Here is a 16,957-nt window from a genome sequence, read left to right on the forward strand (position 1 = left end):
ATTAACAAACTGTTAATGGAGAGGGCCGAGAAGAGTCAATCGTTACTTCTCGGGAGGACGTTGCGACCCGTCGACATGGTTAAAATGCAACATGACACGGGCTTGTTGCAGCAGCTTATTGACCGGCCATGGCGGTGCGGATGATGCCTTTGACGGCGCTCAGAATAAGGGCGATATCGCCTGGGCGGGACAGGCGATGGTCGCCATCACGAATGAAGGTCAGCACCACGTCGTCGGCAGGAAGGTGCTCGACAAGCCTCATTGCATGCGCATGCGGCACGTCGGGATCCTTCATGCCCTGGAGGATATGCACCGGGCAGCCCGTCTCGATCATGCCGTCGAGCACGCGGTTCTTACGGCCGTCCTCGATCAGTGCCAGCGTATAGATGTTCGGTTCCGGACTGTATTGCGAGCGCTCCTCGAAATAGCCGCGCTCGGCTAGCGACTTGCGCTCCTTCGCCTTCAGGTTCGGCTCGATCAGTTCGGTGGTAAAATCGGGCGCCGGCGCGATCAGCACCATGCCGGCGAGCTTCGGACCCTTATGTCGCGCCAGCTCCTGCGCCAGCCTGAGCGCAATCCAGCCTCCCATCGAGGAGCCGACGAGAATGACCCGCTCGGGCGCGACGTGGCGGATGACGGTCAGCGCCTCCTCCAGCCAGCGTGAGATCGTGCCGTCGCGGAAGCTGCCGCCGGAAAGCCCGTGGCCGGAATAGTCGAGGCGGATACAGGCGGTGCCGAGTTCGCCTGCCAGTCCGTCGAGCTCCAACGCTTTGGTACCGCTCATATCGGAACGGTAGCCGGACAACCAAACGAGCGTCGGAGCATTATTGCCGGCATGCGCCGGGCGCACCAGCATGGCGATCTCACGCGCCGCTTCGCCTTCGCCGACCGTCAGGAACTGCGGCTGGAGATTGGGCATCTGATCGGACATCGGCGAAACTCCTATTGTTTTGGCCTATAAAACAGATTCTTGGCAGGCTGACAGCACGTGATTTTTCCGCTAAAGGATGATATTGACTCCGTTGCAGCGATAACGAGATACGTTTGTGCACCCTGATCGGGAGCGCGCGGCTGCAACGTTCCGAAACAACGCGAGGAGAATACGACCATTCGCAGACCTTTTAAGACCGATGCGCCCGTGAAGGACGGCCCGCGCTCGAACCGTGAAATCCGCATTCCCAAAGTTCAGCTGATCGCGGCTGACGGACAGAATATGGGCATCGTGCCCACCGACCAGGCCTTGAGAATGGCAGAAGAAGCCGGCCTCGATCTCGTCGAAATTTCTCCCAATGCCGAACCGCCGGTGTGCAAGATCCTCGATCTGGGCAAGCTGAAATATGCCAACCAGAAGAAGGCTGCCGAGGCGCGCAAGAAGCAGAAGATCGTCGAAGTCAAAGAAATCAAGATGCGCCCGAATATCGACACCCATGATTATGAGGTGAAGATGAAGGCGATGGGCCGCTTCTTCGACGAGGGCGACAAGGTCAAGGTGACGCTGAAGTTCCGCGGCCGTGAAATGGCCCACCAGGAACTCGGCATGAAGCTTCTGCAGCAGGTCAAGGCCGATACGACCGAGATCGCCAAGGTCGAAGCCGAGCCCAAGCTCGAAGGCCGCCAGATGATGATGGTGCTGGCGCCGAAGTAAGCGCCAGTTACTTTTTCGCCCAAGGCCGTCCGCAAGGGCGGCTTTTGTGCTTTCGGCCATCCCGCCTCCGGGTTGGCGAAGATTCCTCCGCGGCCCCGTTGCACTTTCACGACGCTGCGGTTATAAGCGCGCGTCCGAACTGACCGGCAGGGCATGCCGTGGCAGTTTCGAATGCTTGCGGAACGGTTCGTCGCCGAAGCCGCAGATCAACAACAAACGCTCCCGCACCTTGTTGCGACGGCCGGAGAACCGGACTTCGCGAGAGGGCTTTTTTGATGAAGCGCGCAGGGAGGACAGAAGGAGTAGCAAAATGCCCAAGATGAAGACGAAGTCCTCTGCCAAGAAGCGGTTCAAGATCACCGCCACGGGCAAGGTCAAGGCTGCCGCTGCCGGCAAGCGCCATGGCATGATCAAGCGTACCAACAAGTTCATTCGCGATGCACGCGGCACCATGGTTCTCGCAGAACCGGATGGCCGCAAGGTTATCAAGAATTACCTGCCGAACGGTCTCTGAGACTCGTCCGCGAACGCTAGATTTAAGGAGATCATGATATGGCACGCGTAAAAAGAGGCGTCACCGCCCACGCCAAGCACAAGAAGGTTCTGAAGGCCGCCAAGGGCTTTTATGGCCGCCGTAAGAACACCATCCGCGCCGCCAAGGCCGCTGTCGACCGGTCGAAGCAGTACGCCTACCGCGACCGCAAGGTCAACAAGCGCAACTTCCGTGCGCTCTGGATCCAGCGCATCAACGCTGCCGTCCGCGAATTCGGCCTGACCTACGGCCGCTTCATCGACGGTCTGAACAAGGCCGGCATCGAAGTCGACCGCAAGGTTCTCTCCGACATGGCGATCCACGAGCCGGAAGCATTCGGCGCGCTCGTCAATGCGGCCAAGAAGGCCCTTGAGTACCTCAAGGAAACCGGTACGGCCAACGAGTTTGAAGGCGCGGTTCGTTAACCAGCGCTTCCCAGGCTCTATGCTTATCGAATTTTGGGAAACCCGCGCTGGTTTGGGCTAGCGCGGGTTTTTCTTTCTTTATATCCCTTGCGCCGGTCGGCGCCGCCTGCCTCCCGATCCCCGCCTGATACTGGACGGAAAGAAGTGACAATGTCAGATATCGACCAGCTCAACTCATCGCTGCTCGCGGAAATCGCCGGCGCCAATGACGAGGCCGCCCTGGAAGCCGTGCGCGTATCTGCGCTGGGCAAGAAGGGCTCGGTCTCGGAACTCCTGAAGACGCTCGGCGCGATGACGCCGGAGGAGCGCCAGACCAGGGGCGCTGCGATCAACGCCCTGAAGAATGCCGTGACGGACGCCATCGCCGAACGCAAGTCGGTGCTAAAAATGGCGGCGGTCAATGCGCGGCTGAAGGCCGAGACGGTCGATGTCAGCCTGCCGGTGCGCTCCTCGCCGGCTGAGCGCGGCCGCATCCACCCGATCAGCCAGATCGTCGACGAGATCACCGCAATCTTCGCCGACATGGGTTTCTCGATCGCCGAAGGTCCCGATATCGAGACCGATTACTACAATTTCACGGCTCTCAACTTCCCCGAAGGCCACCCGGCCCGCGAGATGCACGACACCTTCTTCTTCAATCCCGATGAGAATGGTGAGCGCAAGGTGCTGCGCACGCACACCTCGCCGGTGCAGGTGCGCACCATGGAAGCGCAAAAGCCGCCGATCCGCATCATCATTCCCGGCAAGACTTATCGCCAGGACTCGGACGCCACGCACTCGCCGATGTTCCATCAGGTCGAGGGCCTGGTGATCGACAAGAAGGCCAATGTCGCCAACATCCGCTGGGTGCTGGAAGAATTCTGCAAGACCTTCTTCGAGGTCGACAGTGTGACGATGCGTTTCCGCCCGTCTTTCTTCCCCTTCACCGAGCCCTCCTTCGAGGTCGATATCCAGTGCGACCGCTCCGGCCCGATCGTCAAGTTCGGCGAAGGCACCGACTGGATGGAGATTCTCGGCTGCGGCATGGTCCATCCGAACGTCCTGCGCTACGGCGGACTCGATCCGGACGAATATCAGGGTTTTGCCTGGGGCATGGGCCTCGACCGCATCGCCATGCTGAAATACGGCATGCCCGATCTGCGCGACTTTTTCAACGCCGACGTCCGCTGGATGACGCATTACGGCTTCCGCCCGCTCGACATGCCGACGCTGTTCGGCGGCCTCAGCGCTTGAACGGAGATTTGGAACGATGAAATTCACGCTCTCCTGGCTGAAAGAGCATCTGGAAACGGATGCCACGCTCGATGAAATCTGCACCCGCCTGACCGAGATCGGGCTGGAGGTGGAGGATGTCGACGACAAGGCGGCGTTCAAGCCCTTCGTCATCGCCAGAGTTGTTTCGGCGGAAAAACATCCGCAAGCCGATCGCCTGAAGGTGCTGATGGTCGACACCGGCTCCGGTTCACCGGTCCAGGTCGTCTGCGGCGCCCCGAATGCGCGCGCCGGCCTTATCGGCGCCTTCGCCGCGCCCGGGACTTATGTTCCCGGTATCGACGTGACGCTTGCCGTCGGCAATATCCGCGGCGTCGAAAGCCGCGGCATGATGTGCTCCGAAAAAGAACTGCAGATCTCCGACAATCACGACGGCATCATCGATCTGCCCGACGACGCGCCGGTCGGAAAAAGTTATGCCGCCTATGCGCATCTCGACGATCCGGTGATCGAGATCAATCTGACGCCCAATCGGCCCGATTGCACGTCGATTCACGGCATCGCCCGCGATCTCGCCGCCTCCGGTCTCGGCACGCTTAAGACCCGGGCCGCGCCGTCCTTCGCCGTCGAGGGTGAGACGCCGGTCAAACTGACGCTCGATCTCGACGATCCGAAACTCTGCCCCGGCTTTTCGCTGCGTCTGGTGCGCGGCGTCAGAAACGGCCCGAGTCCGCGCTGGATGCAGCAGCGGCTGACCGCCATCGGCCTGCGCCCCATCAACGCGCTGGTCGATATCACCAATTACATGACTTTCGACCAGGGCCGGCCGATGCACGTCTTCGACGCCGCCAAGGTCACGGGCAATCTCACCGTCCGCCGCGCCAGGGAAGGCGAGACCGTGCTGGCGCTCGACCAGCGCGAATACAGGCTCGGTCCGAACAACGTCGTCATATCAGATGAAGACGGCATCGAATCGATCGGCGGCATCATGGGCGGCGAACACTCCGGCTGCGACGAGAACACGGTCGACGTGCTGATCGAATCGGCTCTCTGGGACCCGATGAACATCGCTAAAACCGGCCGCAGCCTCGGTATCATCACCGATGCGCGCTACCGCTTCGAACGCGGCGTCGATCCGGAATATATGGTTCCGGGTCTTGAACGCACGACTGAACTGGTGCTCGAACTCTGCGGCGGCACGGCCGCGCGCGCCGAGGTCGTCGGCTACAAGGGTCACGAGCCGAAGGTCGTCGATTTCCCCTATTCCGAGGTCAAGCGCCTGACGGGCCTGGAGGTCTCGACGGAGGAGAGCAACGCGATCCTGGCGCGCCTCGGCTTCCAGGTTTCCGGTTCCGGCGAACGCGTTTCCGTGTCCGTTCCCTCATGGCGGCCCGATGTCGACGGCAAGGCCGATCTCGTCGAGGAGGTCATGCGCATCCACGGCGTCGACAATATCAAGCCGGCGCCGCTCGAAAGCCATGCCGCCGTCAACGGCAGGATCCTGACGACGCTGCAGATCCGCACCCGCGCGGCCAAGCGTGCGCTTGCCTCACGCGGCATGCTGGAGGCCGTCACCTGGTCCTTCATTCCGGAAGACCAGGCGAAGCTATTCGGCGGCGGTTCGCCGGCCCTCAAGCTTGCCAATCCGATCGCCGCGGAAATGTCGGACATGCGCCCTTCGCTGCTGCCGGGCCTGCTGACGGCTGCCCAGCGCAATGCCGACAAAGGCTATGGTGACGTGGCGATTTTCGAGGTCTCGGGCACCTATGAGAATGACAGGCCGGACGGTCAGCGCCGCGTTGCCGGCGGCATCCGCCGCGGCACCGCCTCGCTCGCCGGCGGAGGCCGCATGTGGTCGAATGCAGTGAAGGGCGGCGGCAAACCGGTCGACGTCTTCGACGCCAAGGCCGATGCGCTCGCCGTCATCGAAGCCTGCGGCTTGCCGATGGGCAATATCCAAATCGAGCAGGGCGGCCCGGAATGGTATCACCCCGGCCGCTCCGGCACGATCAAGATGGGACCGAAGGTGGTGCTCGGTTACTTCGGCGAATTCCACCCGCTGACCCTGGAAGCGCTCGATGTCTCCGGCGCCCTCTGTGGCTTCGAGGTCTATCTCGACGCGATGGCCGAGCCGAAGAAGAAGGCGACCCGCACCAAGCCGGCGCTGGAACTGTCACCCTTCCAGGCGGTCAAGCGCGACTTCGCCTTCGTCGTCGACAAGACGGTGGAATCGGGCGCCATCATCAAGGCTGCGACCGGGGCAGACCGCAAGCTCGTCACCGGCGTCAACGTCTTCGACATCTTCGAAGGTGCATCGGTCGGCGACGGCAAGAAATCGGTGGCGATCGAGGTTCAGATCCAGCCGGTCGAACGCACGCTGACGGATGAGGATTTCGAAGCGCTGACGCAGAAGATCGTCGCGAGCGTCGCGAAGTTCACCGGCGGCGTCCTCAGAAGCTGATCCCGCGGTCTCCCGAAAACAAAGAACCGGTCGTTGCGGCGGCCGGTTCTTTCACGTGTGAAGATGGTAGAGTTTGCTGACGATGACCCATCGGCCGTCGATCTTCAGCAATGAGAGATAGTCGGTAAAGCGCATTCCGGCGAAATCGTCGGTGACCTTGACGCTCGCCGCCTCACCCTCGACATCGACGCTTTGTATATCCATGAAGGGCTGCGTGCCGGGCGGCGCCGGCTCCTCCGCCAGGATCGCGGTGATGAATTCGTCCCGCGTCAGCCATTCGACGGCATTCTGGTAATAGCCGATGATCGAGCTTTGCGGGTGAAAGGCCTTCTTCAAGGCTGCCGCATTGCCGAAGGCCATGCCTTCGACATAGAGATGAACCGTCTGTTCGACTGCCTGCTTGTCCGACATGTTGTCATCCCGTTCTCCGAGATGGCGTTAGATAGTTTCGCCGGCCGCGAAGGCAAGCCCGGCCGGCTGCATCAGGCCGGGCTTCTTCGATTACAGATTCGTCATCGCAAGCGAGGCGTCCGAATAGCGTTTTCCCGCCACCTGTGCGGCGGGGATCGCTTCGCCGAGCTGCTGGAGCTCTGCTGCGCTGAGCGTGATATCGGCAGCGGCGGCGTTCTGTTCGAGATGGTGAAGCTTGCGGGCGCCGGGGATCGGCACGATGTCGTCGCCCTGGCTCAGCACCCAGGCCAGCGACAGCTGCGCGGCCGTGACGCCCTTCTCGGCGGCAAGCTCTTCGAGCGTTGCGACGAGGGCGGCGTTGGCATCGAAATTTTCCGCCTGGAAACGCGGCACCTGCCGGCGGAAATCGTCGGCGGCGAGATCGTCGGCCTTGCGGATCGCTCCCGTCAGGAAGCCGCGGCCGAGCGGGCTGTAGGGCACGAAGCCGATGCCGAGTTCACGGCAGGTGGCAAGCACGTCCTCTTCGGGATCGCGAGTCCAAAGCGAATATTCGCTCTGCAGCGCTGCGATCGGATGGACCGCTTGCGCCCGGCGGATGGTGGCGCTGCCGGCTTCCGAAAGGCCGAGCGCGCGGACTTTGCCTTCCCTCACCAGCTCGGCCATGACGCCGACCGTCTCCTCGATCGGCACGTTGGGGTCGACCCGGTGCTGATAGAGCAGGTCGATGGTCTCGATACCGAGACGTTTCAGCGAAGCCTCGGCAACCTCTCTGATATGTTCGGGGCGGCTGTCGACGCCGGTGATGGCGGCAGCGCCCGCCTTACTGGTATCGATCTTGAAGCCGAATTTGGTGGCGATCACCACGCGATCGCGGAAAGGCTTCAGCGCCTTTCCGAGAAGAACCTCGTTGGTAAACGGGCCGTAGACCTCGGCAGTGTCGAAGAAGGTGACGCCGAGATCGACGGCGCGATGGAGCGTCCGGATCGATTCCGCTTCGTCACTGGCGCCATAGGCAAAGCTCATGCCCATGCAGCCGAGGCCGACGGCGGAGACGGTCAAATCATTTCCGAGTTTACGGGTCTTCATGATGGGGTTCCTTTGCTGAGCTGATTTTGGACCGCTGGAAGCATGATGCCGACACGTGTGAGCGATTTCGGATCACGCTTCCGGAGAAATCGTTGATTGGCGGTACGGACAGACCATAACGGCCACCGATCGATCGGAAAATACATGCAGTTTCAAACAAGCTGTTCTATTGTTTCGATCAATGAACAGGACACAGCTCTCCCAACTCGCCGTTCTTGCCGCCGTTTCGGAGCATCGCAGCTTCCGGGCCGCGGCCAGGGAACTCCTCGTCGCGCCGTCAGCGATCAGCCATGCGATCTCAAGTCTCGAGGAAAGCCTGGGCGTCAGGCTTCTGGCGCGCACCACCCGCAGCGTCGCGCTGACCGAAGAAGGGCGCCTGCTTCTCGAGAGGCTGCGACCGGCGCTGGAGGAGATCGATATTGCGTTGGAGGCCGTCCGCGACACGCGCGCCAAGCCCGCGGGAAACCTGCGCATTACCGCCCCGCGCTTCGCCTCGGATATCCTGCTTGCTCCGCGCCTCGGCGATTTTCTCAATCTCTATCCCGATATCACCTTGGAGATCGCCAATGAGGACGGCTTCACCGATATCGTCAAGGAAGGTTTCGATGCCGGCCTGAGGCTGGAAGAGAGTTTGGAGGCCGATATGATCGCGGTCAGGTTCTCGCCCAATCTGACGACTGTCATCGCCGCCTCGCGGGACTATTTCGAGCGCCATCCGAAGCCGGAGCATCCGCGTGATCTCGTCAATCATCGATGCATCAAACGACGCTTCACCAACGGCTCCATCTATCGTTGGGAATTCGAAAAGGACGGTCAGGAACTCGTCGTTGCCGTCGACGGGCCGCTGGTTGTCAGCGAGGACCGGCTGGCCCTGCTCGCGGCACTGAACGGCGCCGGCCTTGCCTATCTCTTCGATATGCGGGTGCATGCGGAACTGGCGAGCGGCAGGCTTGTGCGCGTGCTGGAGGATTGGTGCGCGCCCTATCCCGGGCCGTTTCTCTATTATCCGAGCCGGCGGCAGATGCGTCCGGCGCTGCGCGCCTTCATCGATTTTTTCAGATATGTCGAGAAGGATAGGGGCGGCCGCTAGGAGCCGCCCGTTCCTGGATCCGTCAGGCAGCCTTCGCCTTCTGGTTTGCCGCGGTCGTGGCGAGCCGGGAGAGCGTCTTGTCGGTGGCCGTCTCCTCCTGCAGCGTCTGGTCGAGAAGGCTGACGACATCCTTGAGGCCGAGCGTCGCAGCCCAGGTTTTCAGCGTTCCGTAACGGGCGATTTCATAGTGCTCGACGGCCTGGGCTGCCGAGATCAGGCCGGCATCCAGCGCCGGTGTGCCCTTGAACTCCTCCATGATTTCCTCGCCTTCGGCGATAATGCCCTGGATCGCCTCGCAGGTCTTGCCCTGGGCGCGCTTGCCAATCTTCTCGAAGACCTGCTGCAGGCGCTCGACCTGGGCTTCGGTTTCCTCGAGGTGCTTCTGGAAGCCTGCCTTCAGTTCGGAGGACTGAGCGGCGCGCGCCATCTTCGGCAGGGCGCGCAATATCTGCCGCTCGGCGAAATAAATGTCCTTGAGCGTGTCATAGAAGAGATCTTCCAACGTCTTTTCCTTGGCCATTTTCTCGATCCTTGTTTTGGGAAAGGCCGCGAACGCGGCGACACATTAAGAAGCAAGGATCGCGGAAATTGTTCCCGAGCGAATTCGGGTGGACTGGAAATCGGCTCCGGGCAATCATCCCGCCTTTGACGCCGGGAGAAAAATGATGCGGAAGCCGGGTTCGATGAAAGGTCTGGAGGATCTTGGCCGGGTGCGGCTATCGCGGAATTTCTTCTTCCGCGATTTCCTGCATTCCGAAATCGCCGATTTCTATCGCATCCCCAACATTCCCGAGGATCCCGATCTGGCAATCGAGGCGGGGAGGCGGCTTTGCGAGGATCTGCTGGAGCCGCTGGAGGCAACGTTCGGGCGCCTGCACATCCGCTCCGGCTATCGCTCGCCTGATGTCAACAGGTTCGGCAACGAGAACAAGCTGAACTGCTCGACCAATGCCGCCACTGCAGCCCATCACATCTGGGATATCAGGGATTTCGACGGCTGCATGGGCGCCGCCGTCTGCATCGCCGTGCCGTGGATGATCGACCGCTATCGCGATGAAAGCGATTGGCAGCGGCTCGCCTGGTGGATCCACGACCACCTGCCTTATGCATCGCTCTGTTTCTTCCCCAAGCTCTGGGCCTTCAATATCCAGTGGCACGAACAGCCGAAGCGGATCATCCAGAGTTATGTCAGCCCGCGCGGCATCCTCACCAAGCCAGGCATGGCGAACTGGGAGGGCGATCACGGCGCTTTCTACGAGGGATTTCCCGCGCTCAGAAGCTGATGCGATAGCGGATGTGGCCGTCGCTCTCGACATAGCTGTCATAGAGGGCCCGGGCCGTCTTGTTGTTTTCGTTCGTATGCCAATAAAGCCGCGACCAGCCATTCGCCTTCCCGAGCGCCACGAGATCGTTCATCAGCGCCCGGCCGACGCCCTTGCCGCGCGCATCGGGATCGACGAACAGGTCTTCGAGATAGCAGTCCCTGCCGCGGATCCAAGTGCCCTCATGGGTGAGATAGAGCGCAAAACCGATGATCCTGCCGTCGATGTCGGCGACCCGCATCGCGATCGCCGAGGCGGGATCGAAGACCCGCCGCCATGTCTGGTCGGTGATATCGGCCTCGACAGTCACGTCATAAAAGTCGAGATAGGCCGCCCAGAGTTCGCGCCAGCGGGTTTCGTCCTCAGGGCGGGCATCGCGTATCGTCACCGTCATGGCTCGGTTCCTTCAGTGCCGGCTTCGTCGAGCAGCGCCATCGCCTCATCGGAGAGGGACAGTGTCGCCGCTCTCGCCAGGCTTTCGAGTTGCGACAGGCTGGTGGCGCTGGCGATCGGCGCCGTCACGCCTTTCTTGCGCAAGAGCCAGGCAAGCGAGATTTCCGCAGGCTTGGCGCCCGTCTCGGCAGACACCTTGTCGAGTGCCGCAAGGATGCGCAGACCCCTTTCGTCTAAATATTTGGAGACGCGGCCCTCGCGTGCCCGGCCCTGCGTATCGGTCTTGCTGCGATATTTACCGGTGAGAAAGCCGGCGGCCAAGCTGAAGTAGGTGATGACGCCGATATCCTTGTTGACGCAAAGTTCAGCGAGCGATCCCTCGAAGCTTGCGCGCTCATAGAGATTATATTCTGGCTGCAGCACGTCGTAGCGTGGCAACCCAGCCTTTTCGGCCGCATCGAGGGAGGCCTTCAAAAGGCCCGCATCATAGTTCGAGCAGCCGATGGCGCGAATTTTTCCTTGCTGTTTCAGCTTGGCAAAAGCGCCGAGCGTTTCCTCGTGCGGCGTATCGGCATCCGGCCAGTGCGAGAGATAGAGATCGATGTAGTCTGTCTGCAGCCGGCTGAGCGACGCTTCGACCGCTTTCAGAATATAGCTCTCCTTCAGCGTCTTTCCGTGACCCATGTCCGAACCGACCTTGGTGATGATGACGGCTTTGTCGCGCGAAACCCCTGATTGCTTCAGCCAGCGCCCGATGATCTCCTCGGAATCGCCGCCCTTGTTGCCCGGAACCCAGGAGGAATAGACATCCGCCGTATCGATCGCGTTCAGGCCCGCATCGAAAAAGGCGTCGAGAATGGCAAAGGATGTTTTTTCATCGGCCGTCCAGCCGAAGACATTGCCGCCGATGACGATCGGCGCGACCGAAAGCCCTGTTTTTCCAAGCCGGCGCATTTCCATGACGCTCTCCAAAATCGTTAAGTGAGTGAAATCGCGGATGCGGCAGAACGCCGCCCCGGAGCATGATGCCGAAAAGTGTATGCGGTTTTCGGACGACATCATGCTCTAACGATCTGAGCTAAACTAGCGCGATGCCGGCATCCGGGAAACCAAACTTCCGTGATTTCATGTCGCACCATTGCGCCGCAGCTGAGCCCTGAATATGGTTCGCGGACATCAGTCTGGGAGGCTTGGACATGCTGCGTTTCGGTATCATTTCGACGGCGAAGATCGGGCGCGACAACGTCGTGCCTGCCATTCAGGACGCGGAAAATTGTGTCGTCACGGCGATTGCGAGCCGCGATCTCGGGCGTGCAAGGGAGATGGCTGACCGCTTTTCCGTGCCGCACGCCTTCGGCTCCTATGAGGAGATGCTGGCTTCTGACGTCATCGACGCCGTCTATATCCCGCTGCCGACCTCGCAGCATATCGAATGGTCGATCAAGGCAGCCGATGCCGGCAAGCATGTGCTCTGCGAAAAGCCCTTGGCGCTGAAGGCCGACGATATCGACGCGGTGATCGCCGCTCGCGACCGCAATAAGGTGGTGGTCACGGAAGCCTATATGGTCACCTATTCGCCGGTCTGGCAGAAGGTGCGTTCACTGATCGATGAGGGCGCGATCGGTTCGCTCCGGCATGTGCAGGGCGCCTTCACCTATTTCAACCGCGATCCCGCCAACATGCGCAACGTTCCCGAGCTCGGCGGCGGCGGGCTTCCCGATATCGGCGTCTATCCCGTCATGAGCACGCGATTTTCGACCGGCAAGGAACCGCTCCGGATCCAGGCGATCACCGAGCGCGATCCGGATTTCGGCACCGATATCTATTCGAGCGTCAAGGCCGACTTCGACGATTTCGAGTTGAGCTTCTATGTCTCGACGCAGATGGCCAACCGCCAGATCATGGTCTTTCACGGCACCGACGGTTACATCGAGGTCAAGTCGCCCTTCAACGCCAATCGCTGGGGGCCGGAGGAGATCGAACTGGCCGATCGCAGCCACAATGAATCGCGCATCTTCCGCTTCCAGGACAATCGACAGTACAGGCGCGAGGTCGAGGCTTTCTCTCGGGCGGTAAAAAGCGGCAAGGAAGAGATCGTCACGCTCGAAAATTCGAAGCTGAACCAGAAAGTGATCGATGCGATCTATCGCGCCAGCGAGAAGGACGGCTGGGAGGCGGTCTGATGATCACGCGCGGAAGACGAAGCGCGAATAGCCGAAGAAGCTGAAGACCATCGCGGCGACACTGGCAACCACCATCGCCGCAAGCGGCTGAAGCCCGGGCAGCGAAAGCAGCAGCGCGGAATAAAGCCCGTAATTGACGAGCGCCGCCGTGACGCCGACCGAGCCGTAGCGGAAGCCTTCGTCGGCGAGCGAACGGCCGGAGCGATCGAAGGTGAAGTTCCGGTTGAAGGCCCAGGTCGCCGCCATTGCCAGGGCGATCGCGATGAGCCGCGCCCCGAAGGGGCCGAGCGGCGTCAGATCGAGCAGCGCCGACAGCACACCTGCATCGACGAGAAAGCCGATGCCGCCTGCAATCGCGAAACGGATGAGCTTCTTCACGCTGCATCCGCCTTGCCGCGGCCGGCGCGCGGCGCCGGCGCTGGCTGGCGATCAGGCAGCTTGGCTGCGCTTGCCGTTACCAGGCTCATATAGTGGATACGCAGCTGTTCGGCGCGGGCCCGCGCAACCGAATCCAGGATGACGCCGGCGGTAAAGAGCATGAAGGAAATCATCATCAGCGCCATCGACAGCACCCAGGTCGGCATGCGGCTGACGAGGCCCGTCTCGAAATATTCCGCCAGCACCGGCGTCATGAAGCCGAGGCTCGCCAGCATGAAGGCGGCGCTGATTGCACTGAAGAAGGCGAAAGGCCGCGTCTCCTTCATTAGCATCGCGAACATCCAGAGGATCTTGCCGCCATCGCGGAACGTCGAAAGCTTGGAATGCGAGCCTTCCGGCCGGCGGCCATAATCCAGTTCCAGCTCGCTGACCGGCAGTTTCAGCCGGGAGGCGTGGACGGACATTTCGGTTTCGATCTCGAAGCCGCCCGAGACCGCCGGGAAGCTCTTGACGAAGCGGCGCGAGAAGGCGCGGTAGCCGGAAAAGATATCGGTGAAATCAGGGCCGAAGATCGTCCGGTAGAGCAGGTTGAAAAGCCGGTTGCCGAGCGCATGGCCCTGGCGGCCGGCATCGGCATGCACGTCGCGCCGGGTTCCCACAACCATGTCGGCGCGCTCGGTCAGCAGCGTGCGCACCAGTTCCTCGGCGTCACTTGGGGCATAGGTGCCGTCGCCGTCCGCGATGATGTAGATGTCGGCTTCGATGTCGGCGAACATCCGGCGCACGACGTGGCCCTTGCCCTGTCGCCGCTCGCGAACGACATGCGCGCCGGCCAGCATCGCCTGCAGCGCGGTCCCATCGGTGGAATTGTTATCGTAGACGTGGATCGCGGCTTCCGGCAGCGTCGCCCGGAACCCTCGCACGACAGAACCGATCGTCGCCGCCTCGTTGTAGCAGGGAAGCAGGACGGCTATCTCAGGATTACCGCGGCGTAATGGGGCCATGACTCTACTCGTTACACAAAAGCCGTGCCGAGCCTAATCGCCCGGCGTTAATAAGACCCTATGACGCAGGCAAAATCGGTCGCGCCGGCAGCCGGCTTTACACTTTCTTGATCGGCGACGGCTAGGGTCGGCCATCCGGAAACGAACCGCTAACCACGATGAACGCCGTACAGCCGATCACCAACGCATCATCCGAGACCGATATCCCGAGCGGCGGCATCCGCGGCCTGCTGATGCGTCTGTGGCCGACCGTCATCGCCTATAGCGTCATTCTCGCCGCCGTCATCGTCGTCACCAAGCTCTATGGCGCTACCGATTACGTCGGCCCCGACAATGACGATGGCATGCGCCTCGTCGAGGTGCGCGATTTTCTCGCCGGCCAGGGCTGGTTCGACCTGATGCAATATCGTCTCGGCCTCAATGGCGGCACGCTGATGCACTGGTCGCGGTTGATCGACCTGCCGATCGCCTCGCTGATCTGGTTCTTCGGCCTGTTTGTGCCGCGTGAGACGGCCGAGGCGCTGGCGCTCGGCGTCTGGCCCGTATCGCTCATCCTGCCCGCCATGCTCGCCATGGGGGTTGCGGGCCGGCGCATCGGCGGCGTTGCCGGCATGCATATCAGCCTCGGACTGACCGCGCTTGCGATCTACACGGGCAACCGGTTCGCGCCGGGCGCCATCGATCATCACAACGCGCAGCTGGCGCTGGTCGCGACGATGACGGCGATGCTGCTGGATCCGAAGCGCGGCGGCTGGAGCTATGCGGTTGCCGGCATTGCGGCCGCCATCGCCATCGCCATCGGCGCCGAGACGACGCCCTTCGTTGCCGCCGTCTGCCTGACGGTCGCCGTTCTATGGGCATGGGAGGGCAAGGATTTCGCCGTCGCCGCCCAGTCCTTCGGGCTTGCGCTGGCGATTGCAATCAGCATTCTCTTTTTCGCAACGGTCCCGCCGCGGCTCTATTCGATGGTTACCTGCGACAATCTCTCGCTCGGTTTCTACAGCCTTGCGGCGATCGGCGGCGGGCTTCTGCTGTTTTGCGCGGTGTTTGCGAGCGGACTGACCAGGCCGCTGCGCTTTGCGGCGCTGGTCGTCGTCGGCGCCGGCGTCCTCGGTTCGGCTGTCGTGATTGCGCCGCAGTGCCTGAGCGATCCGCTGGCCGGTCTCGATCCCATGCTGGTCGAACTCTGGCTGCGCAATGTCTCCGAGGCGAAGTCGATCTTCGCTTTGGCGCGCAACGAACCTTTCGATATCGGCGCTTTCTATGCGGCCGGTCTTTTCGGCATCGCCGTCTGCACCTTCCGCATCGTTCAGCGCGACCGCGTGCAGATTCACCTTGTTCTGCTGTTTCTGCTTGCAATCAGCTGGGCGATCGCGCTCGTCCAGGTGCGCGGCTCGACCTTCTCGAACCTCATCTCCATCCTGCCGATTGCCCTGCTGATTATCGATATCAGGCGCATCTCCAACAGTGACAGCGAAAATGTCGCCGTCGCCTTCGTCTATGTGATGACGGTGCTGGCAGGCGTCCCCGCCACCTGGGCCGTCGGCGGTGGGCTGATCTCGCTGCAGATGAAGAATGAGGCGCAGGAGGAGGCGTCGGAACCGGCAAAGGAAAAGACCTGTGCATCGAGAGAGGCGCTGGCTCCGCTTGCCGGGCTTCCTGTCGGCCTCGTCTCCGCGCCATCGGAAATGGGTGTCGCAATCCTCCGCTTTACGCAAAACCGGGTTCTCTCGGCCCCCTATCACCGCAATCAGGGCGGCATGCTGACGGAGTTGCATATCGGCATGGCTGAGCCGCGGGAGGCGGAAGCTTTTCTGAAGGGGGCGGGCGTCACGACGCTTGCCTTCTGCCCTGGTGATCCGCAGACGCGTCAGCTCGCCAAACTGAAGCCGGACGGCCTCTATGCGCAGCTCGGCAAGGGAAATATTCCGCCCTATCTGGAGCCGCTCCCAAAAGCGGCGGACGCGGCCGTGCAGTTCTTTCGTTATCGGGCGGCGACGAATTGACGCCGGCGATCATCATGACGGCAAATCGTTAGAGCCTTTCCTGGTTAGATTGAAGCATTCTGCCGGAGCAGGTTTTCGTCGGGGCAGAGGCGATTGGCGACGGGCATACCCCAAGGTATGTCCGAGCCGATCGCCTCTGATCCTGGCGGAAAGATGCCCGGCCCTTCGGGTTGGCTGAAACGGGCCGGCTGATCGACCGGCCGGCTTGGCCGTAGAGCTGGGCTACGACGCGCGCCGGCCGGTCGACCATCCGACTCCGTTTGAGCCAACAGAATGCTTCAATCTAACCAGGAAAGGCTCTAATGGGAAACACGCGGCGCGCGAAAGCGTGCATGGGCGTAGAGCCCGAGCACGTAAAGGATCAGGCCGCCATTGTAGCCGAGAATGGCATAGAGTAGCGCCAAAAGCGACACCGGCCCGGGCGAGGTTATCGCCGCCAGCGCAAATGTGATGCCGATCAGCGCGGCGATCAATGCGATCGCTGCGGCCGAGCGCATTTGCGCGGCGCTGATGCCCAATGCTGCTGCTGTGAGAATTATCATTTCAGCACCTTCCCGAAGAGAACGAGGGGAAGCATAGGAAGCGCCAGCTAACAAAGATTTACCGGTCATACCGGCCGAAAAGCCTTTGCTTTGCGGTGGTTAGCAATCCCTTTCGACTGAAACGCATAGTCTAACTATACGTTCCCGTGCGAAACAGATTTACTCGATTTTGTTGCGTTTTTTTCGCGCTCAACGCACGCCTGTAGGAGAGACGGAGATAAGCGCCCGCCCTACGGAGCCTCTTGACCGTCCGCTCGCCTGCCGGGG

Annotated in this window: 18 protein-coding genes; 9 read left to right on the plus strand and 9 right to left on the minus strand. The window is 61.5% G+C overall.

The annotated features are described in order from the left end of the window. Window positions 1-115 precede the first annotated feature (115 nt). On the minus strand, window positions 116-931 hold the full coding sequence (locus C4N04_RS11655) for an alpha/beta hydrolase (protein ID WP_096771327.1): 816 nt from the start codon (window positions 929-931) through the stop codon (window positions 116-118). A 177-nt stretch (window positions 932-1,108) separates the two neighbouring features. Between C4N04_RS11655 and infC the strand changes: the two genes are divergently transcribed. The 5 genes from infC (at window position 1,109) to pheT (ending at window position 6,275) form a co-directional block, all read left to right on the plus strand. Continuing rightward, window positions 1,109-1,645: a translation initiation factor IF-3 gene (gene infC / locus C4N04_RS11660; RefSeq protein ID WP_077991295.1), complete on the plus strand. Its 537-nt coding sequence runs from the start codon at window positions 1,109-1,111 to the stop codon at window positions 1,643-1,645. A 310-nt stretch (window positions 1,646-1,955) separates the two neighbouring features. Continuing rightward, window positions 1,956-2,159, plus strand: a complete 204-nt coding sequence (rpmI, locus tag C4N04_RS11665; protein ID WP_003570998.1) for a 50S ribosomal protein L35 — start codon at window positions 1,956-1,958, stop codon at window positions 2,157-2,159. 38 nt (window positions 2,160-2,197) lie between these two features. Then, window positions 2,198-2,602, plus strand: a complete 405-nt coding sequence (rplT, locus tag C4N04_RS11670; protein WP_004673860.1) for a 50S ribosomal protein L20 — start codon at window positions 2,198-2,200, stop codon at window positions 2,600-2,602. A gap of 150 nt (window positions 2,603-2,752) precedes the next feature. Continuing rightward, the gene (gene pheS / locus C4N04_RS11675; protein ID WP_106796069.1) at window positions 2,753-3,835 is read left to right on the plus strand and encodes a phenylalanine--tRNA ligase subunit alpha; all 1,083 of its coding nucleotides are present in this window, start codon (window positions 2,753-2,755) and stop codon (window positions 3,833-3,835) included. Between the two features lie 16 nt (window positions 3,836-3,851). Then, a complete protein-coding gene (gene pheT, locus C4N04_RS11680; protein WP_106796070.1) occupies window positions 3,852-6,275 on the plus strand; it encodes a phenylalanine--tRNA ligase subunit beta in 2,424 nt (807 codons plus the stop codon). A gap of 51 nt (window positions 6,276-6,326) precedes the next feature. On the opposite strand, the gene C4N04_RS11685 is transcribed toward pheT, so the two are convergent. Together C4N04_RS11685 and C4N04_RS11690 are read right to left on the minus strand one after the other, a co-directional pair. Then, window positions 6,327-6,686 (minus strand): nuclear transport factor 2 family protein, encoded by a 360-nt coding sequence (locus tag C4N04_RS11685; protein WP_096763082.1) that lies wholly within the window; start codon window positions 6,684-6,686, stop codon window positions 6,327-6,329. A gap of 90 nt (window positions 6,687-6,776) precedes the next feature. Continuing rightward, window positions 6,777-7,772, minus strand: a complete 996-nt coding sequence (locus C4N04_RS11690; RefSeq protein WP_106796071.1) for an aldo/keto reductase — start codon at window positions 7,770-7,772, stop codon at window positions 6,777-6,779. A 181-nt stretch (window positions 7,773-7,953) separates the two neighbouring features. On the opposite strand from C4N04_RS11690, the gene C4N04_RS11695 reads away from it, so the two are divergent. After that, complete coding sequence (locus C4N04_RS11695) at window positions 7,954-8,862, plus strand: LysR family transcriptional regulator (RefSeq protein WP_106796118.1); 909 nt, start codon at window positions 7,954-7,956, stop codon at window positions 8,860-8,862. A 22-nt stretch (window positions 8,863-8,884) separates the two neighbouring features. Here the strand turns inward: C4N04_RS11695 and C4N04_RS11700 are convergent, their stop codons facing one another. Then, window positions 8,885-9,382 (minus strand): ferritin-like domain-containing protein, encoded by a 498-nt coding sequence (locus tag C4N04_RS11700; RefSeq protein WP_009995079.1) that lies wholly within the window; start codon window positions 9,380-9,382, stop codon window positions 8,885-8,887. A 145-nt stretch (window positions 9,383-9,527) separates the two neighbouring features. On the opposite strand from C4N04_RS11700, the gene C4N04_RS11705 reads away from it, so the two are divergent. Beyond that, window positions 9,528-10,145, plus strand: coding sequence for a hypothetical protein (locus C4N04_RS11705; protein WP_038686288.1), 618 nt, complete (start codon window positions 9,528-9,530; stop codon window positions 10,143-10,145). Here C4N04_RS11705 and C4N04_RS11710 read toward each other — a convergent pair. Both C4N04_RS11710 and C4N04_RS11715 read right to left on the minus strand, forming a co-directional pair. Next, window positions 10,135-10,578 carry a GNAT family N-acetyltransferase gene (locus C4N04_RS11710; RefSeq protein ID WP_009995078.1) on the minus strand — a complete coding sequence of 148 codons (444 nt, stop codon included), beginning with the start codon at window positions 10,576-10,578 and terminating at the stop codon, window positions 10,135-10,137. The genes C4N04_RS11705 and C4N04_RS11710 overlap by 11 nt on opposite strands. Beyond that, on the minus strand, window positions 10,575-11,537 hold the full coding sequence (locus C4N04_RS11715) for an aldo/keto reductase (protein ID WP_106796072.1): 963 nt from the start codon (window positions 11,535-11,537) through the stop codon (window positions 10,575-10,577). The genes C4N04_RS11710 and C4N04_RS11715 overlap by 4 nt, the downstream gene beginning before the upstream one ends. A 236-nt stretch (window positions 11,538-11,773) precedes the next feature. Between C4N04_RS11715 and C4N04_RS11720 the strand changes: the two genes are divergently transcribed. Then, window positions 11,774-12,760 carry a Gfo/Idh/MocA family oxidoreductase gene (locus tag C4N04_RS11720; RefSeq protein ID WP_077991286.1) on the plus strand — a complete coding sequence of 329 codons (987 nt, stop codon included), beginning with the start codon at window positions 11,774-11,776 and terminating at the stop codon, window positions 12,758-12,760. Between the two features lie 3 nt (window positions 12,761-12,763). Here C4N04_RS11720 and C4N04_RS11725 read toward each other — a convergent pair whose 3' ends face one another. Both C4N04_RS11725 and C4N04_RS11730 read right to left on the minus strand, forming a co-directional pair. Continuing rightward, a complete protein-coding gene (locus tag C4N04_RS11725; protein WP_038686295.1) occupies window positions 12,764-13,138 on the minus strand; it encodes a GtrA family protein in 375 nt (124 codons plus the stop codon). Next, window positions 13,135-14,142 (minus strand): glycosyltransferase, encoded by a 1,008-nt coding sequence (locus C4N04_RS11730; protein WP_077991285.1) that lies wholly within the window; start codon window positions 14,140-14,142, stop codon window positions 13,135-13,137. The genes C4N04_RS11725 and C4N04_RS11730 overlap by 4 nt, the downstream gene beginning before the upstream one ends. 158 nt (window positions 14,143-14,300) lie before the next feature. Here C4N04_RS11730 and C4N04_RS11735 point away from each other — a divergent pair, with 158 nt between their 5' ends. After that, the gene (locus C4N04_RS11735; protein WP_106796073.1) at window positions 14,301-16,148 is read left to right on the plus strand and encodes a hypothetical protein; all 1,848 of its coding nucleotides are present in this window, start codon (window positions 14,301-14,303) and stop codon (window positions 16,146-16,148) included. A gap of 299 nt (window positions 16,149-16,447) precedes the next feature. Here C4N04_RS11735 and C4N04_RS11750 read toward each other — a convergent pair whose 3' ends face one another. After that, window positions 16,448-16,690 (minus strand): hypothetical protein, encoded by a 243-nt coding sequence (locus C4N04_RS11750; RefSeq protein WP_038686303.1) that lies wholly within the window; start codon window positions 16,688-16,690, stop codon window positions 16,448-16,450. Window positions 16,691-16,957 lie beyond the last annotated feature (267 nt).

Origin of the sequence: Rhizobium sp. H4, assembly GCF_003013335.1 — a bacterium.
GTDB lineage: Bacteria > Pseudomonadota > Alphaproteobacteria > Rhizobiales > Rhizobiaceae > Rhizobium > Rhizobium sophoriradicis.

What these genes read in the sequence shown, in the direction of transcription:
- C4N04_RS11730 (WP_077991285.1), bottom strand. Translation starts at nt 14,142, where the DNA reads ATGGCCCCATTACGCCGCGGTAATCCTGAGATAGCCGTCCTGCTTCCC.
- C4N04_RS11750 (WP_038686303.1), bottom strand. Translation starts at nt 16,690, where the DNA reads ATGATAATTCTCACAGCAGCAGCATTGGGCATCAGCGCCGCGCAAATG.
- rplT (WP_004673860.1), top strand. Translation starts at nt 2,198, where the DNA reads ATGGCACGCGTAAAAAGAGGCGTCACCGCCCACGCCAAGCACAAGAAG.
- C4N04_RS11720 (WP_077991286.1), top strand. Translation starts at nt 11,774, where the DNA reads ATGCTGCGTTTCGGTATCATTTCGACGGCGAAGATCGGGCGCGACAAC.
- C4N04_RS11685 (WP_096763082.1), bottom strand. Translation starts at nt 6,686, where the DNA reads ATGTCGGACAAGCAGGCAGTCGAACAGACGGTTCATCTCTATGTCGAA.
- C4N04_RS11710 (WP_009995078.1), bottom strand. Translation starts at nt 10,578, where the DNA reads ATGACGGTGACGATACGCGATGCCCGCCCTGAGGACGAAACCCGCTGG.
- C4N04_RS11690 (WP_106796071.1), bottom strand. Translation starts at nt 7,772, where the DNA reads ATGAAGACCCGTAAACTCGGAAATGATTTGACCGTCTCCGCCGTCGGC.
- C4N04_RS11695 (WP_106796118.1), top strand. Translation starts at nt 7,954, where the DNA reads ATGAACAGGACACAGCTCTCCCAACTCGCCGTTCTTGCCGCCGTTTCG.
- C4N04_RS11705 (WP_038686288.1), top strand. Translation starts at nt 9,528, where the DNA reads ATGCGGAAGCCGGGTTCGATGAAAGGTCTGGAGGATCTTGGCCGGGTG.
- pheT (WP_106796070.1), top strand. Translation starts at nt 3,852, where the DNA reads ATGAAATTCACGCTCTCCTGGCTGAAAGAGCATCTGGAAACGGATGCC.
- C4N04_RS11715 (WP_106796072.1), bottom strand. Translation starts at nt 11,537, where the DNA reads ATGGAAATGCGCCGGCTTGGAAAAACAGGGCTTTCGGTCGCGCCGATC.
- pheS (WP_106796069.1), top strand. Translation starts at nt 2,753, where the DNA reads ATGTCAGATATCGACCAGCTCAACTCATCGCTGCTCGCGGAAATCGCC.
- C4N04_RS11735 (WP_106796073.1), top strand. Translation starts at nt 14,301, where the DNA reads ATGAACGCCGTACAGCCGATCACCAACGCATCATCCGAGACCGATATC.
- C4N04_RS11700 (WP_009995079.1), bottom strand. Translation starts at nt 9,382, where the DNA reads ATGGCCAAGGAAAAGACGTTGGAAGATCTCTTCTATGACACGCTCAAG.
- rpmI (WP_003570998.1), top strand. Translation starts at nt 1,956, where the DNA reads ATGCCCAAGATGAAGACGAAGTCCTCTGCCAAGAAGCGGTTCAAGATC.
- C4N04_RS11655 (WP_096771327.1), bottom strand. Translation starts at nt 931, where the DNA reads ATGTCCGATCAGATGCCCAATCTCCAGCCGCAGTTCCTGACGGTCGGC.